The 17,400-nt window shown below is 43.6% G+C and carries 13 protein-coding genes; 12 read left to right on the top strand and 1 reads right to left on the bottom strand.

The window, feature by feature from the left end:
- Window positions 1–40 precede the first annotated feature (40 nt).
- The 9 genes from EC604_RS21800 (at window position 41) to EC604_RS21835 (ending at window position 12,156) form a co-directional block, all read left to right on the top strand.
- A complete protein-coding gene (locus EC604_RS21800; protein WP_090924777.1) occupies window positions 41–988 on the top strand; it encodes a ribose-phosphate diphosphokinase in 948 nt (315 codons plus the stop codon).
- A 270-nt stretch (window positions 989–1,258) separates the two neighbouring features.
- Window positions 1,259–3,520: a helix-turn-helix domain-containing protein gene (locus EC604_RS21805; RefSeq protein ID WP_123066158.1), complete on the top strand. Its 2,262-nt coding sequence runs from the start codon at window positions 1,259–1,261 to the stop codon at window positions 3,518–3,520.
- Window positions 3,521–4,016: 496 nt separating this feature from the next.
- The gene (locus EC604_RS21810) at window positions 4,017–5,618 is read left to right on the top strand and encodes an extracellular solute-binding protein (RefSeq protein WP_123066159.1); all 1,602 of its coding nucleotides are present in this window, start codon (window positions 4,017–4,019) and stop codon (window positions 5,616–5,618) included.
- Window positions 5,619–5,731: 113 nt separating this feature from the next.
- Window positions 5,732–6,631, top strand: a complete 900-nt coding sequence (locus EC604_RS21815) for an ABC transporter permease (protein ID WP_123066160.1) — start codon at window positions 5,732–5,734, stop codon at window positions 6,629–6,631.
- A gap of 75 nt (window positions 6,632–6,706) precedes the next feature.
- On the top strand, window positions 6,707–7,579 hold the full coding sequence (locus tag EC604_RS21820; protein WP_123066161.1) for a carbohydrate ABC transporter permease: 873 nt from the start codon (window positions 6,707–6,709) through the stop codon (window positions 7,577–7,579).
- A gap of 55 nt (window positions 7,580–7,634) precedes the next feature.
- A complete protein-coding gene (locus tag EC604_RS21825) occupies window positions 7,635–8,588 on the top strand; it encodes a sugar phosphate isomerase/epimerase family protein (protein WP_123066162.1) in 954 nt (317 codons plus the stop codon).
- A 128-nt stretch (window positions 8,589–8,716) separates the two neighbouring features.
- A complete protein-coding gene (locus EC604_RS21830; RefSeq protein ID WP_123066163.1) occupies window positions 8,717–10,459 on the top strand; it encodes a hypothetical protein in 1,743 nt (580 codons plus the stop codon).
- 472 nt (window positions 10,460–10,931) lie between these two features.
- Entirely contained in the window at window positions 10,932–11,453 is a 522-nt protein-coding gene (locus tag EC604_RS29755; protein WP_151458107.1) for a hypothetical protein, read from the top strand.
- Window positions 11,454–11,466: 13 nt separating this feature from the next.
- A complete protein-coding gene (locus EC604_RS21835) occupies window positions 11,467–12,156 on the top strand; it encodes a SurA N-terminal domain-containing protein (protein WP_123066164.1) in 690 nt (229 codons plus the stop codon).
- A 271-nt stretch (window positions 12,157–12,427) separates the two neighbouring features.
- On the opposite strand, the gene EC604_RS21840 is transcribed toward EC604_RS21835, so the two are convergent.
- Window positions 12,428–12,877: a hypothetical protein gene (locus EC604_RS21840; protein ID WP_123066165.1), complete on the bottom strand. Its 450-nt coding sequence runs from the start codon at window positions 12,875–12,877 to the stop codon at window positions 12,428–12,430.
- A 396-nt stretch (window positions 12,878–13,273) separates the two neighbouring features.
- Here EC604_RS21840 and EC604_RS21845 point away from each other — a divergent pair, with 396 nt between their 5' ends.
- From EC604_RS21845 to EC604_RS21855, 3 genes are all read left to right on the top strand, one after another.
- Complete coding sequence (locus EC604_RS21845; RefSeq protein ID WP_123066166.1) at window positions 13,274–15,016, top strand: tetratricopeptide repeat protein; 1,743 nt, start codon at window positions 13,274–13,276, stop codon at window positions 15,014–15,016.
- Between the two features lie 190 nt (window positions 15,017–15,206).
- Window positions 15,207–16,166 (top strand): thioredoxin-disulfide reductase, encoded by a 960-nt coding sequence (gene trxB / locus EC604_RS21850; RefSeq protein ID WP_123066167.1) that lies wholly within the window; start codon window positions 15,207–15,209, stop codon window positions 16,164–16,166.
- A gap of 165 nt (window positions 16,167–16,331) precedes the next feature.
- A complete protein-coding gene (locus EC604_RS21855) occupies window positions 16,332–17,363 on the top strand; it encodes an AI-2E family transporter (protein ID WP_123066168.1) in 1,032 nt (343 codons plus the stop codon).
- Window positions 17,364–17,400: the final 37 nt, after the last annotated feature.

Here is a 17,400-nt window from a genome sequence, read left to right on the forward strand (position 1 = left end):
CAAGGAATTATGATCGGGGATAAACCCGCGGGAGGGCATTATGCAGCATTCGTTACGTATTTTTTCCGGTTCATCTAACCCTAAGCTTGCAGAGCAGGTCTGTGACAAGCTGGGAGTACAACTGGGTAAGATTAAACTGTCCCGGTTCAAGAGCGGAGAAATATACGTTCATTACGAAGAAACAATCCGCAATTGTGATGTGTTTTTGATACAGTCTTTGTCTCATCCAATCAATGAACTGTTTGTCGAGTTGCTTGTTATGATTGATGCGGCAAAACGAGCTTCAGCGCGCACGGTAAATATTATCGTTCCGTATTACGGTTATGCCCGTCAAGAACGGAAGTCGGCTCCACGTGAGCCCATCTCGGCCAAGATGGTTGCAGATGTATTAACGACAGCGGGAGCAAGCCGGGTGGTTACAATTGACCTGCATGCGGCTGCAATTCAGGGATTCTTCAACATTCCAGTGGATCACATGACGTCACTGGACTTAATCAGCGAATACCTGCTTAGCAAAGAGATCAAAAACCCGGTTGTGGTTTCTCCTGATGCAGGACGGGCATCGATGGCGGAGAAGCTGGCGAATCGTCTGGATTCACCTTTTGCCATTATGATCAAGAAACGTCCAAGTCATAATGAATCGATCATCACACATGTCATTGGTGACGTTGAGGGACGAACACCGATTATTATCGAGGATCTGATCGATACGGGTACAACGATTGTGAATGTAGTGGAAGGTTTGAAGGAACGCGGTGCAGAGAATGCATATGTTTGCGCAACTCATGGCTTGTTCTCGGATGGAGCAGTAAGCAAACTAAATCATCCATCCATTACGGAGGTTGTGGTAACAGACTCCATTGCGTTGCCGGAGGATCACCCGGATTGTTTTAAAGTATTACCCGTTGCGCCAATGCTCTCACGAGCTATCCGCATTATTGTTGATGGCGGCTCTATGGCCACACTGTTTAAGGATTCCGGTATTTGATTTTTTCGTACGATATACGGGTACATTCAACCCAATCTTTTTTTCATGTTCCGTGTCTGAGTGCAATCTGCTCAGCGCGGTATTTTTGTTTTGGCCCCACCTATTCAATTCTGTGTTTGCTGTGTGATCGCTTGTGATATAATAACTATAAATATATAGAAATGATAGCGTTTTTATTTTAGATGCATCTGGAATGAATTTGTTACGGATACTAAACAGTAGAACCACGGCTGTAGGATACTGACATCGTGGAGTGAGGAGTGGGGTCTATTGTCGCGCACGTGGTATTACCGATTACTCTTTTCGTATTTTCCTATATTTTTCTTTACGATGACGATACTCATTTTTAGTGCTTTTGTCTTTATTAATGATATTTCCAAAGAAGAAACCCGGAAGGCTGATCAGATATCTTCCAGTTATCTTGCGACTACGCTGGATCATACGATTCGGGATATTGAACTGGCTGTGACAGAGAAAGTGCAGTATGAGCCAGCGTACAGGCTTTATTTTAGCGAAAATAATCCAAACAATTCGGATACGGTATATACCATAGCCCAAAACTTACGTGAAATGATTAATTCTTCTTCATGGATTCAGTCCATATATTTATATGACAAGGAGCATCAACGGGTTATAACGCTAAGCGGTTCAAGAGACGTAGGAAGCTTCTCGGATAAGGCATGGATCGATCGAATTCTAAGCGGAGAAACGGGTCAAGGCTGGCAGCATGTCCGAGAGATGGAACCGGAAGAATTCCAAAGGACTCCTGTCCAAGTGTTAACGGTAAATAAAGAAATGCCACTGCCTTTTGGCTCAGAAGGTGTGTTGGTCATCAATATCAAGATGAGCAGTATCAAGCAGAGTGTCGATAGCATGGTCAATGGAAAGCTCTCTTTCTTGACGATAACCGATCAGGAGGGCAGGGTTATCTATAATGCGCATTCCGATAAGGAGAGTGCACTCGAAGGTACCAAGTTAAACGAACTACCTTTGCAACGATTGGGATGGACACTTACTAGCGGCATCAAAGCAGGTAATTTGTTTGGTTGGGTGTCTGTTGTTTCTTATGTCTGGGTAGTCATTGCAATCTTGACGGTAATCTGTGCAATTATCTATATCGTGTATGTGACCCGGCGGAACTACAAGCCAATTCAAATCATCATGAATCGGATTGAATCTCAACAGATCAAGGCGTTTGAACAATCCGGTGCTCGTATGGATGAGATGAAGATGATTGATGGTGTACTTGAAAATCTGATCAATCATATGATGGATTATGATAAAAAGAGTCGTGAAAATGTGCTTATGCAGCGGAGTAAGCTGTTTAGCGCTTTGCTTCAAGGTGAGCACGTGGATAATGCAGCTGGGCAACTGTACGAGGTATCTCCATTTGATGGAGCCCATGAGGCTTCCCGTTTTATTGTGGTCGTTGGGGATATTAACCGCTATGAGAAGGGGTTTCAGGAGAAGTTTACCAGAGGTGAACAAAACACACTTAAGTTTGCCCTGATGAATGTACTACAGGAGCTTTCTCGGGATACGAAAGTCCAATGCTGGACAGAATGGATCAGTGCAGATCGGATTGCTATTCTTTTCTTTTCGAAGGAAGAAACGCAGCAGGGGCAGGATTTAGCCAAACAGATCCGATTGGTTGCTGAGGAATGTAAATCCTGGGTAGAGCAGAATCTGCGAATTTCCCTCAGCTTTGGCATTGGACCTGTTGCTGAAGGAATTGGGGCGATCCATCAATCGTTTACAGCCGCTGAAGCGGTGATGCAGCGTAAGCTGCTGATGAATGGTGATGTGGGTGAAGCAGAGGCAAGCGAGATGCAGCATCCATTGCTGGAGACCTACACGTATTTGCAGATGATTGCAGACTTTGTCAAACGGTTCAGAATGTCGAGCGGACAGTGGAGAGAGCAATTGGAGGATATCTTTAAGGAGTTTGAGCGAAATAAACTGCCAGATGATGAGATCCGTTCCCTGATTCAGGCGATGCTCCAAATGCTCAGCCGCGAAGTTTCTATGATGTCGGAAGGGTTACAGAAAGAGCTGTCTGAAGAAAACATCAACAATTGGCTGAAAGCGATGGAAGAAGCAGAGTCGCTGGATGATGTTAAGGTGCTGTTATTCGATAGTCTTACCGATCTGTTCCGGACATACGTTGCGGTTACGGAAACGAAGAGCTACAAAGCGATGGTTAATGAAATGAAAAAGTATATCGAGGAGCAGTTCACCAATCCAGATCTGTCGCTTAAACATCTGAGTGACCGTTTTCAGATTTCCGGAAAGCATGCCAGCTATTTGTTTAAGACCGAATTCAACATGAAATTTGTTGACTTTGTGACCGACCTTAGGATGAAAGAAACAGAGAAGTTGTTGCTAGAAACAGATTATTCCTTACAGGATATTGCTTTGAAGGTCGGTTATGCGAACGGGATTACACTCGGTCGTGTGTTCAAGCGGGTCACAGGGATTACTCCTGGAGATTATCGTCGGATGAAGAAAGATCCAAAGATAGCGGATGAGTGAGTTTGGTCAAAATTCTAGGAGTTAAAACGAATGATTGTGTTAGTTTTTCCTACATGACAAAAGAGAGGTTTTCTAAATTCAGGGTGAATTATTGCAACGAGTCTCCAGAATCTATGGAGATATCACATGCAATGATTCACCTTATTTTGTTTATTTGACATCGCCAAAAATGAAAGCGCTTGAAAAATTTTGAAATATACATGATACTTTCATCACCATGTCAGAAGATGTTCCACCATTACATCGGCATGTTATTTACGAATTTAGTCAGTGTGGGAAAATGGTTTATCTATACCTTACACATAAAGAGTAGAAGAGTGCTGTTAAAGCCTGATACCATAAGGTTTTCGGGCATTTTGGCAGTCTGCGAAAATAAGCGTAGGAGGCAAACCGAAACTCTTTTACTGATGTACCCGAATTTAGTCAGTTGTCTGGGATCACAATAGTATGGAATACTCAGAGCAAGCTTTAAAACATTCACGTAAAGCCAAAGGGGATGAACAGAATGACAAGAAAAGGGAGTCTAAAGAAGTTAATGGGTTTGGCACTTACAGCAGTAATGGGTGTCTCACTACTTGCGGGGTGCGGATCTTCAGACAACAAATCAGCAGAGGGCGGAGCAGCTGGTGATGGAAAACGCGTCACATTAAAGGTGGAGCTTTTCGACCGTGGTAACACCCCATCGCCTTACACGATCACGAACAGCTATCTCACAAAGATGATTCAAGAGAAGTTCGGCGATCCCAACAACATTGATGTACAATTTGTTCCTGTTCAACGTTCCGAGGAAGTGACGAAGCTGAACGTCCTGATGGCAAGTGCCTCAGATGTTCCAGATGTTGTCTTTGTTTACGACTCTACTGTGTTTTACCGTTATGCACAGCAGGGAGGTCTTACAGATGTAGGTGATCTGATTAATCAGTATGGACCGAATCTGAAGAAATTCCTGGGTGAAGATACTCTAAAGTTTGGACAATTAGAAGGAAAGCAGTTTGCTATTCCGGGTAAACGCGCCATCACAGGCCGTTACAGTTCTTATATCCGTCAAGATTGGTTAGATAAGCTTGGAATGCCAGCACCTAAGACGACGGATGAGTTGTACACAACATTGAAAGCATTCAAGGAAAAAGATCCGGCGAACCGAGGAAGCAAAAACATCCCTATGGGCTTTGCGCTTGCACCAGCTCAGTATGAGACACTGATCTATTCCTTTATCAAACCTGTAAGTGGCGACAAGACATACGGCCAACGTTATGAATTGCCGCTCCACGAGGGATTCAAAGAGTCCATGCAATTCCTGAATAAACTTTACAATGAAGGTCTGATCAGTAAAGATTTCAGTTTGGATAAAGACAAAACGCAACTGAATAAAGATATTCAAAATGGTAATGTAGGCTTCTGGTCTGAAGATGCTGATGCTATGTTCGGTAAAGAGGCTACAATGGATCTCATGCGTAAAAATGTAAGCGACGGCAAAGTTCTGCCACTAGATGCGTACACTAACCCGAACGCAGATAACAAACACATCAAGTCACGTTATGGTTCAAATGGTTTGTTCATTATGATTCCGAAAAGCAGTGAGCGTGCCGTGGAAGCAGTTAAATACCTGGATTGGATGGCGTCTGACAACAATCTGATGGATATCATCAGCGGTGTGAAAGGCGAGAACTATGATCTGGTAGACGGTATCCCGGTTGCAAAAGAAGATACAGCTCAAGAAGCAGCAGATCGTTTTTATAACGCAAATGATTTTGCAATTATCTCCAACGGTAAAAACATCGGAGATCAAGCTACAAACGAAAAAGCATGGATTCTGGGTTACCCTAAAAATAACCAAGAGCTGTTGAAGCAATCTCTTGAGATCGCAAACACAGATACAGTAGGACCAATCATCTTTGATAAACCGATTGCTGCCGAGATGAAGTATGGAACCACACTTAATGACAAGCTTGATGTCATTATCGTAAAAACCGCTATGGCAAAACCAGCTGATTTCGAGTCTGTGTATGAAAAGGAAATGGCTGATTACATGTCCTTGGGCGGTAACGATTTGAAGAAAGAGCTGGAAGAAGCTTTGCAGAGTATGGGTGGAAAGTAAGACCTAGTACGCTTGGATAATATTAAAATAACCATACAACTGTTTCGAATTAGAAAGAACGTGTGCCGCCGGATAGGCGGCACAAACGTTTCTTATGATAGGGGGAAACCGTCTTGAACCTCACATATTTGAAAAGATATTGGCAATTATACGCATTGATTTCTCTGCCTATAATCTACTTTTTAATCTTCCGTTACGGACCGATGTACGGTGTCCAGATCGCCTTTAAAGATTTTAACCTGTTTCAGGGTATCAACGGTAGTGAATGGATCGGTTTCGATGCTTTTCGCGAGGTATTTGCAATGCCCGATTTCTACACCACATTACGCAATACGTTTATGCTGAATTTTCTTGATCTGATCGTTTCATTCCCTGCTCCAATTATTCTGGCCATTATGCTCTATGAGGTAAGATTCAAATGGTTTAAGAAAATCTCACAAACCATTCTGTACATTCCTCACTTTATCTCTTGGGTTATCATCGGAGGGATTGTGTACCAATTGTTTGGCAATCAATCCGGTATGGTAAACGGTCTACTGCAGAGCATGGGATTTGATTCCGTCCCGTTTTTGACAGAAAAAAATCCATGGCTTGTTACTTACCTGTTCACAGGTGTGTGGCAAAGCGCTGGGTGGGGAACCATCTTATATCTGGCTGCATTAACCGGCGTGAACAAGGAGTTGTTTGAGGCAGCTGAGATTGATGGTGCAACGCGGCTGAAGAGAATCTGGCATATTACATTGCCAAGTATTAAACCAACGATTGTTACCTTGCTTATTCTTAACCTTGGAAATATGGTCAGCATCGGTTTTGACCGGCCTTATGTTATTGGTAATACGGCTGTTCGTGAATATTCCGATGTACTTAGTACCTTTGTATACAGAGTTGGTCTACAGTCTGGACAATACACACTTGCAACCGTTGTCGGCTTATTCCAGGCGGTTGTCGGATTGATCTTTGTTCTCGGTTCCAACTATCTCTCGAAGAAAACAACAGGTGAAGGAATTCTCTAATTCCAGAACAATAGTGAAATGTACGTCAAGTGACTTGTTGTACGTATAGACCATCAGTAAAGGAGTTGTGCAAAGATGAGTGACCGCACCTCGAACCGGATTTTTGACATTGTCAATGTCACCTTTATTTCATTGTTTGTACTGTTCTGTCTTGCTCCGTTCTTACACACGATTGCGATATCACTTAGTTCAAACCGGGCCATAACGTCAGGTGAAGTAACGATTTTTCCAAAAGAGTTCTCTTGGGATGCATATGGTCAAGTATTTTCGGATAACTCCATGTTGTATTCACTAGGATTTACAGCGCTTCTTACGATTGCAACAACGGTACTCTGTCTGTTGTTTACCATTGCTGCAGCGTATCCTTTGACGAAGAAAAATTTAAAGGGCCGCAAGCTGTTTATGTACATCATTATTATTACGATGTTCTTCAGCGGCGGGATTATTCCTGAGTATTTGTTGATTCGTGACCTGCATTTGATGAACTCGGTTTGGGCATTGATTTTACCAGGGTTGGTTAGTCCATTTAACTTGATTATCCTGATCTCCTTCTTCCGCGGAATACCGGATAGCCTAGAAGAGTCCGCCGAGATTGATGGAAGCTCTCATGTGCACACGCTCTTCAAAATCATTTTGCCGCTGTCTATGCCGGTACTTGCTACACTTGGTCTGTTCTATGCGGTTGGACGGTGGAATGGTTTCCAGGATTCCCTGATGTACATCACAGATCCGAAGTTATATCCTTTGCAATTAAAGCTCTTTCAAATGGTGCAGAACAACATGATAACTGACCTCACATTGCTGGAGGGTGCTAGCCGTACAAGATTAACACCAGAGAGTCTTAAAGCTGCAGCGGTTGTCTTTGCAACAGTACCGATCCTGCTCGTATATCCATGGTTACAAAAGTATTTTGTTAGTGGCGCAATGCAAGGAGCAATTAAAGGTTAATTCGTAGTCCCCATACACGCAAACATCACAATCGGGGAAGGAGAAGGAAGAGTATATGCAGGGAAGAGACAAGGGAGAATACTCATTCTCGACATGCTGGAATATCAGGAGACATCCTGTAGGTGAGGACATGATTCGGGAGATCGCAGAGCTCGGCTTTCGCCGGGTAGAACTTAACTATAACGTAACAAAGGAAATGCTCGCAACGATTGAGCCGATGATCGAGCGCGGAGAGATCGGAGTGTCCAGTGTACACAATACCTTCCCTCATGATCCTGATCCTGACTATGGGACGGATTCCGTGTTGCTTGGCTTTGAGGATGAAGCGAAGCGCAAGCGGGCGATTGATCTGCTGGTCGAATCGGCTGAATATGCACATCGTTATGGAGGAGAGGCAGTCGTTGTGCACCCAGGTGAGGTGCCCTTTCCGCATGATGTCAGCAAGGACCTGGAGAAGCTTTACAGAGAGGAAGGCACGGACTCTCCGCATTATCAGAGCAAATGGGCGGAGTTCATGGAGCGGCGGGATGCCCTGAGTGCAGGGTATATTGAGAAAATTATCATCAGTCTGGATGAAGTTTGCAACCGGGCGGTATCCAAGGGACTGGATGTCCGTTTTGGGATCGAAACTCGCTCCAGACCGCAACAAATTCCTACACTTGCCGAAGCGAAGACGATCATTCAGGCTCTTAAAGGAGCTCCGGTAGGCATCTGGTACGATACAGGGCATGCGATTATGATGGATCGATTGGGACTGTACGACAGTGTTGATGAGATGCAGGGGCTCATGGATGATATCGTAGGTGTTCATATCCATGAAACGCTGGGATTATCTGATCATTGGTGCCCATATGTGCACAGTAAGGATATGCACTTTTATGATGCGTACCTCCCTATGATCCGTAAAGCACAGGTGAAGGTATATGAACTGAAGTCAGCTTGTGAACCGGAAGCAATTCACGAAAGTCATGATTTGCTGATGCAGAAACTTGCGAGTTTGGAAGCATAGTTTAGACAAAGTGATAAGATCGGTTGGCTTGGGCTGTTAAGCGCACAGCCTGCTGATCTTATCTTTTAAATAGGACTGGATTTGTATGAGTTGACGCTATTGATGGATGGGACGGAGGGGGAATGTAGATGTATAGAGAAATGGTAGAAAGTAATGACAGAGCCACTGAACGAGGTGTAGAGCGGCAGGTTCTTGATCCGGAAAGTCGTTACTATGGTGGAACAATTGATCCTTTTTCAGGTGTGGCTTGGGTTAACCATACGACGGGAACACCTACAGATATGTGTTTTTGGGGAGCGGCTCTTTCTAATCCGGATTCAACATATTATCGTGACGAGGCTCTGTTAGAGAGACTTCGGCTAGCGAGTGAGTTTGTGCTCCGTCATCAGCACAGTGATGGATCGATATCACCCGGTTGGACCAACTATCATTCCCCGCCAGATACTGCTTTTGTTGTCGTAGGGTATTCGCAGTTATATCAACTTTTGAACCAACAGGATTGGGCACCACTGAAGCCTGTGCTTGATAATATGCGACTGTTTCTGGAACGGACGATTCCAGTCATGTTAACGGGAGGCTGTCACACACCAAACCACCGCTGGGTTTTGTGTGCCGCACTTGGGTTTCTGCATGAGATCTTTGGTATAGAGGAAGCGGTGCAACGTGCGGAGCAATGGCTGGCAGAAGGGATTGATATTACCCCTGATGGGGAGTGGACCGAACGAAGCAACGGGATCTACAATGCGGTGAGTGATATTATGTTGATTCATGCCGCGCGGTTGTTGAACCGTCCTGAATTGCTGGAGCCAGTACGTTTGAACCTTCGTATGATGGTATATCTCGTACATCCTACAGGTGAAATTGTGACCGATTATTCAGGCCGCCAGGATCTGGGCAGTAAACATGGCTTGTCATCCTATTATTTGCCCTATGCAATTATGGCCAAACTGGATCAAGATCCGATTTTTGCAGGTATGGCTGCTTGGGCAGACAGCGATTTGACAGACCCAGGCGTATGTTCGGTGAATGCGCTCGTACGATTGTTGCTAGAGCCTGAGCTTCAACAGACTACGGGTACAATGGATGCGCTCCCTAGTCAATATGAAGTGATGCTCAATGAGCATTTTGGACGTGAAAGTTATGTGGGCCAAATGGAGAATGTAGGCCATTATGGACGAATCTCGCACAGTCGCATGCACACGGATTTTGGTGCTCCCGTTGCCCGAATCCGTGATGGAGAGACCAGTGTGACGGTTATGACGGAGGTAGCTCCGTTTTTTGCACTTCGTCACGGTGAGGTACGACTGCTCGCGGTTCAGTTAGCATCTTACTTCAACCCCGGATATGTACCGATGCAAAAGATGACGCGATTGCCTCAGGGATATCGATTGACCGGGGAACAGAAGAAAGGCTACTACGGACCAATTCCTTCAGCCGATCTACCAGCTACAGCTTCCTCATCGATCAGCCCGTGGTATTTGCTTCCACATCAGACTCGTGCACTTACACATGAGCAGACATTCCGTGTTGGTGCCGAGGTACTGCAGACAGATCGCGGCTGGACGATGCATCTGACTGGTGAGGAACCACAGGACATCATGATGCAGTTATCCTTTGTATTCGGAAATGAAGGAGAGCTTAGCTGTGAGGATGGCATAGAAACCAGTGATGGTAGTATTCTGTGGAAAGGCGGCAAGCTTCGTTATAGTTGCGGAGAAGATTGGCTTGAGATTGATGGAGGCGAGATGGGACATCTGGCGGCAACGGTGCGTGAAGCCAAAATGCCTGAGAATTGCAAAATTGTACTGGTTAATTTCATGACTCCCTTCGATAAAACGTTGAATATAACCCTTTCTCCGTCACTAGTATGATGAGAAATTTCAGTAAACTTCTTAGCTAAGTATTTATAAAATTAAGTAAACAGCGTGTACCGATATTCATCTGGTGCACGCTGTTTATGTTTTCTCAAAACTTTTTGTGGTAATAACAAAGGCATTTCACTGATCACTTCAATCTCTTCGTAGTTCTCTTGTAGTCTGAATTTCGCTCGATCAAGTGTATTGTGCACCCTCATAGCGCTGAGGTAGTTCCTGCTACTTTATAGAAAAGAAAAACTAATCAAGTCAAATGATACCTTAATGTTATTATGATGTAAGTATTATCTGTAAATGTTTAATATTACTCGTAGGACTTTTATAGTGTTCATTCTCAAAATATCCGTTTTTTTGAATTTTAGTGTAACTTTTGTTTTTTGTAAGCGTATATAAAGTATAATATTCCCAAATTTAGACTTTATGGAGGGGTTTGATTAATGGGGGAAATATAATATTTGGAGGTATTCTTGTGAGTAAGATACAAAGATTATTTTTAATCATTCCAATTTGCTTTGCGCTATTGATTGTCCCGTTTTATTCAACAGCAAGTGCAGCAGTTGATAATAGTTCTACATCAAAAAATATTATTCAGTGGGGTTTAGATGGTGGCATCACATTTAGTGTGCTTGTCACAGTATCTTCGTCACTAACATACTCCTCTAAAGTACAGTCAGGTGCGAAGTTGTATACTTATACAGAATCTAACGCAAGCGTGCTCTCTCCTAGTAGCTATGGTTTGGCTGGTTGCTCAACAACATTGGGAATAAGAAAGTCCACTAAGTTTGGATCGCAGACAGTTAATCTTCCTGTTCAAGGAAGCTATATTGTATCACCTGGAACAGCCGTTTTAGGTTACAAATCTAATGGATGGAGTTATACTACCGACTCCCCATTCTCTGTAAACGTTGAAAACTATGGCGTTGCGACACCGAATATTGGAAAGTGTACTGGCGGTGGAAGTGTCACTGATTCTTTCAGAATATCACATTAGGAGGTAAACCATTTTGAAGAAAAAATTATTATCAATTATGGTGGGTGTTTTTGCAGCTGTATTAGTGACGGGTTCAGTAATTTATTCTCAGTCGACCATTCCAAGAGAACAAATCAAAGAAGGATTTGATAAGATTCAGTTAAGTCTTGAAAATGGAAAAATGAATCGTAGTTTAGCAGCACAATCTCCGTTGGTAGTGGGGGATGGAATTGAAATCACAAGAGATAGATTTGTATTTTACAAAAAGAGTTCCGAACTACTTAGTGGCCTTAACAATAATAATAATAGCTTATTGAAGCAGGCTACTCAAAGCGATGATGACATAATTAACGAATTAATTAAGTCTGATTTGACTGTGCAAAATGCTAAAAATTTAGGACTTGAAGCAACAGATCAGGAAATTAACGATGTAATCACAGCAGAAAAAGCTGCGTTAAACGATCCGGATTTGGATTCAGATAATTACTTAGTTAAAGAACTTATGTCTAATAGAATTAGAATAACTGGTCTAACTGAAGATGAATTTTGGAATAGCGAAGAAACAAGATATGGTTATGAAAAAGCAATTTTACTTGGTAAACTTTTTGATCAACTAGTGAAGGAAGGAAAGATTAACGATATTAATGATTTTGATGCATATCAAAATCAACTTCTAGAAGCTTCCAAAGACAAACTTGAAATAAATTATTCAGTAATTAAGTAGTCACAATGTTTCAGAACAAAGAAACATCAAAAGACTGGCATCGGTACGATACTGATGCCAGTCTTTTGGATTCACATGGTTATAGTAACTATTTGAAAGTTGAATTCATTTCTGCCGATTTCAATCTCTGTACCGGACGCCCAGCTTTCTGGCCATCAATTGCTTCAAAGCATAAAGTCACCTTTTAGAAATTCATCGGACTAACCGTAGGTCAGTCTAATTTCTAAAAGGTGACTTTCAGTTTTAGGTGTTTTCGATTGGAGTTAGCGTATTATGAATTTAGTTGTTCTAACGCAGTTTCAATTGCTTCACCCATTAATGGATGATCTTTGCTGTTACTCCAGTAAATAAGGAGAATATTTTCTTTTTCGTATAGAAAAGGAGATGATGTCGAATTGGTATTTTCTGTGATTTTGTTAAATTCTTTAGCTCCTTTTAAACGATCCTTTTCTGAATTGAAGATATAGAAATGGATAAATTCTTCGGTATTACTGTCTTCTTCTGCGCCTGACGTCTTGACTGAGTATGCTTCCGGTATAACATCATTTAATTTCATGGGATATCCGGTTATACCAAAAGGCTCCAATTTCAAATTTTGTGATTTAAGTGCAGTTAACACATCATCCAAATTTAACTTGTTTTCATTCTCTTTGGAACATCCAACTAAGGCAACGAAACACATGACCATGAATAAGAGCAACTTTGTTTTTGTGATATTCATTTAACTTTCATCTCCTTGGATAATATTCACTTATTTTTGTAATAGACACAATTTACGTTAATAATTAACGTGTAAAACTGAAATGAAGTGATGTAATAGGTGATTTTATAGTAAAAGATTCAAAATTAGGATGCTACTAAAAATATAGACTTATTCTACCACAAACAATTCATACCATCTAGATTCCCTTAAATGGAGAGTATTATATGAGGTGTGAAATTCAATTATTTATGAAGCTCCTTACCGATGATATTTCACTCATAATCGGGATGAAATGCCATCTGAATTATTTGTATTTTTTTCATAAACGACATGAAACTACATATAGCGAAGAGCGCCTAAAGATGTGGTATACTGAAGAGTATGAATGAAAACAAAGAGGAGGTGCCTTGCGAGATGAAGGGCAAGCTAGTGCGGACCGAGGGTCACCTTGCCAATATTATACCGATTCACTTGGATGCTTCTTTCTTTTTTGAAAGAGCTGTCCGCTCGCTGGACCGTAATCATGTCGACAAGGCATTGAAATATTTTCGTAAAGCTGTTGAGTACGAGCCGGAAAACCCGGTGAATCATTGTAATATGGCAGGTATTTTATCAGAAAAGGGAGACTATAAGGCTTCCAATGCCATTCTGGCTCATGTGCTGGATGAGGTTGACCCGTCGATGACGGAATGTTATTTCTATATGGCGAACAATTATGCCAACATGGATCAATTCGAGGAAGCCGAGCGTGCGCTGGTGACCTATCTGGAGGAAGACACGCAGGGGCAGTTCATGACGGAAGCCGAAGAAATGATGGAGCTTTTGTATTATGAGCTGGATCGCCCGGCCAAATTAAATCGAATCAAGTCACGTAAAGGTGTTGTGGAGCACGATCAGGCACGCGAGTTTCTGGAAGAGGGGAAGTTTGCCCAAGCTGCAGAGTTGCTCGAAGGCATGTCGCCCGATTATCCGGATTATCTCGCTGCCCGTAACAATCTGGCTCTCGCCTATTATTATATGGGACTGTTTTCTAAAGCGAAAGAGACTATCGCTGAAGTGCTGGAACAGGAACCGGGCAATCTGCACGCACTTTGTAATCTGGCGATCTTCTATCAAAATGAGAATCGGACAGATCAAGTGCTGCTGTTGATCAAAAAACTGCGTACGATCGTGCCATACCAGCACGAACAGGTGTACAAGCTGGCTACGACAATGGGGATTCTGGGCCAGCACGACGCGGCCTACATCCATTTCCGCCGGCTGCTCAAAGTTGAAGAAACCGCTGCTGATCCGGCACTGGCGCATTACGCAGCAGTTGCGGCCTTCAACACGGAACGGTATGACATGGCGAAGCGACTGTGGCATCATGTGAATAAGCTCGATCCAGGTTCCGAGGTGGCTCGTTATTATTTGGACGGCCTCGAGGCGGTACTTCAAGGTATGCAGGAGCCGAATAAGTTAAGCTATCACTACCACCTTCCTTTTGACGAGCAATTCAAGCAATGGGAGGATTACGGTAACGGCATTCCGGAAGAGATGAAAAATGATCCGTTGATTCGCTCATCGTTCTTCTGGGCATTGCGTCATGGGGATCAGGCAACCAAGTTGCAGGTTATTCATGCGCTTGGCATGATTGGAGATTACGAGGTGCAACAGGCCCTGCAATTGTTCATTAATGAACCTGGTGAAGAGTCTACCCTGGTCAAGGCAGCACAGGTCGTTTTGCATGATCTGCAACGTGCTGAACATCATGAATTGGATGCTAAAGTACCCCAAACACTCACTCCGGAGACTCTGAAATCTCTTCGTAAAGTGGGTAAGGCCGATGTCGCGGCGAATCATGCGGAAACGGGAGCAACTTCTCATTGGCAGGTTGTTGTTGATCGTGCGCTTCAGATGTCAGAGGCGAGAGCCGAACTACAGCACGAGATGGAGCGGATCTGGACAGACTATGTCTCCAGGGTATGCCCGGATCTGTCTGGTTCCAAACAGATTGAAGGATGGGCTGCAGGTCTGGAGTATCTGGCTTCCAAAAACCGTAGCCGACCCGTTACGTATCAAAGTATCGCTGAACGTTACGGTATATCTGCATCTACCGTAAGCAAATATGCGAGACAGCTCAACCAGATTTGTAGTGCAGCTCCGCCAAATCACTAGCTTCAGAGATATAGACTCGGTAAAACGTTGAAATTCAAGCTTGAAGCAAGGTTGTCCCTAAGCGAAGGATACATTAACCGGAAAAACGGGTAAACTTAACGAATAGGTCTCAAAATGCCTGTAGATACCATCTTGGCAAGTTATTCGCGACCATTACACATCTCAACCTGATGAAGGAGGCTGTATCTATATGTCTAAATACAGAACGATTGTGATCGGAACTGGGCCTGCGGGTCTGACAGCAGCGATATACCTGGCTCGTGCGAATCTGAAACCGCTGGTGATTGAAGGTCTTCAGCCGGGCGGTCAATTGACGACGACTACAGAAGTTGAGAACTTCCCGGGTTTTCCGCAAGGTATTATGGGGCCTGAGTTGATGGACAACATGCGCAAGCAAGCAGAGCGTTTTGGCGCTGAATTCAAGAACGGCTGGGTGGAAGAAGTTGATTTCAGTAAGCAGCCTTTTAAAGTAAGTGTGGGCGGTATCGGTGAGTTGGAAGCAGACTCCATCATTATCTCCACGGGTGCTTCGGCTCGTTATCTCGGTATTCCGGGTGAGCAGGAAAACGTAGGGCGGGGAGTAAGTACATGTGCAACATGTGACGGATTTTTCTTCCGCGGCAAGAAGATCGTTGTGGTGGGCGGCGGCGACTCCGCCATGGAAGAAGCGAGCTTTTTGACTCGTTTTGCCACGGACGTTACACTGGTTCACCGCCGGGATGAGCTGCGTGCATCCAAGATTATGCAGGACCGTGCGCGCAGCAACGAGAAGGTAAAGTGGGCTTTGAACCGTACACCGCTTGAAGTTGTTCCTGAAGCACTAGGTGTCAAAGGATTGAAAGTACGCAATAATGAAACGGGACAAGAAGAGCTGATTGAAGCAGACGGTGTGTTTGTTGCCATTGGTCACACGCCAAACACGGGGTTCCTAGGTAATGCCATTGCGCTGGATGACCATGGGTACGTTGTGGTGAAGCCAGGGACAACGGAAACAAATATTCCAGGTGTGTTTGCTTGTGGTGATGTTCAGGATACAAAATATCGCCAGGCCATTACAGCGGCAGGATCGGGTTGTATGGCGGCGATGGACTGTGAAAAATTCCTGGAGGGAAGCATCGTGCACGACTGGAGCGAAACATTGGATAAGTAATAAGCATGACTGTTTCACAAAGCGTGGAATAAATTAACATAAGAGACAACGGGAAGTCTCATGAACTGAGAGAAGCCGGGGGGCTTCTCTTTTTTGAAACGATGGCGGGCATGATTTCGTATACATAAGGGGTAAATTAGCTGTGAGGTGAAGGTGTTGGGGGAAATGATAAAAGAGTGGCTTCATAATGCGACAGTTAGGCGTTTTTTGATCCTGCTGTTGTTCTGTTTAATTTTGTTCAGTATGGGGAGTATGCTTCATATGATTCTGCTGTTGTTCCTGGTGACTTACGTCATGAACAGGCTGCAGCATCTCATCACAAGAGGTTTGAATCGATTTTTTCCTATCAACTATAAAGTTGTGGTCATTCTGCTGTATATGATCGTGATTGCCGGGATTGTGCTCGGGATATCCAGATATTCACCGCGGATTGTGGATCAGGTTGTACAGTTAACCAACGAGATTATGAAGTTTCTCGACACGGCGGATGGTGATAATTTTGCCTCCAAGATCGCAGGTTATCTGCAGTCCTTTGATATTAAAAATTATACCAACGAAGCGCTGAAATACATCTTTGCCTTGAGCAAATGGCTGGAATTCATCCTGCTGGTTATTATTTTGAGCTTGTTCTTCCTGTTACAGAAAAAAGAAATCTATAAATTTACGTCCAAGTTCAAAACAAGTAAAATCGGCTGGTTTTATAATGAAGTGGCATACCTGGGCGATAAATTTGTATCTTCTTTCGGTAAAGTTATTGAAGCACAGTTGCTCATCGCCGTGTTTAATACGGTGCTGACGATGCTCGGATTGTGGATATTAGGTTACCCTTACCTGTTCGCGTTAACAATTATGGTCTTCTTGCTCAGTCTGGTGCCTGTAGCGGGGGTTATGATCTCCCTTGTGCCACTCTGTCTGATCGGGTATCAAATGGGTGGACTGCAGATGGCCATCATCGTGATCATTATGATCATCATTATCCATGCGCTGGAAACATATTTCCTGAATCCGAAGCTGATGGCGCACAAGACCAAGCTGCCGATGTTTTACACCTTTATCGTGCTGATTCTATCGCAGCATTTCCTCGGTATCTGGGGCTTGATTATTGGTATTCCGATCTTTGTCTTCATGCTGGACATTCTGGATGTCAACAAGATGGAGAAGACCGAAGAGCCTGTGCGCGTTGAGACAAAGCTGTAACTGATTTCCCAAAGTTCACTGAACAGTTGGAAAAAAG

Origin of the sequence: Paenibacillus amylolyticus (assembly GCF_003719335.1) — a bacterium.
Classification (GTDB): Bacteria; Bacillota; Bacilli; order Paenibacillales; family Paenibacillaceae; genus Paenibacillus; species Paenibacillus amylolyticus_D.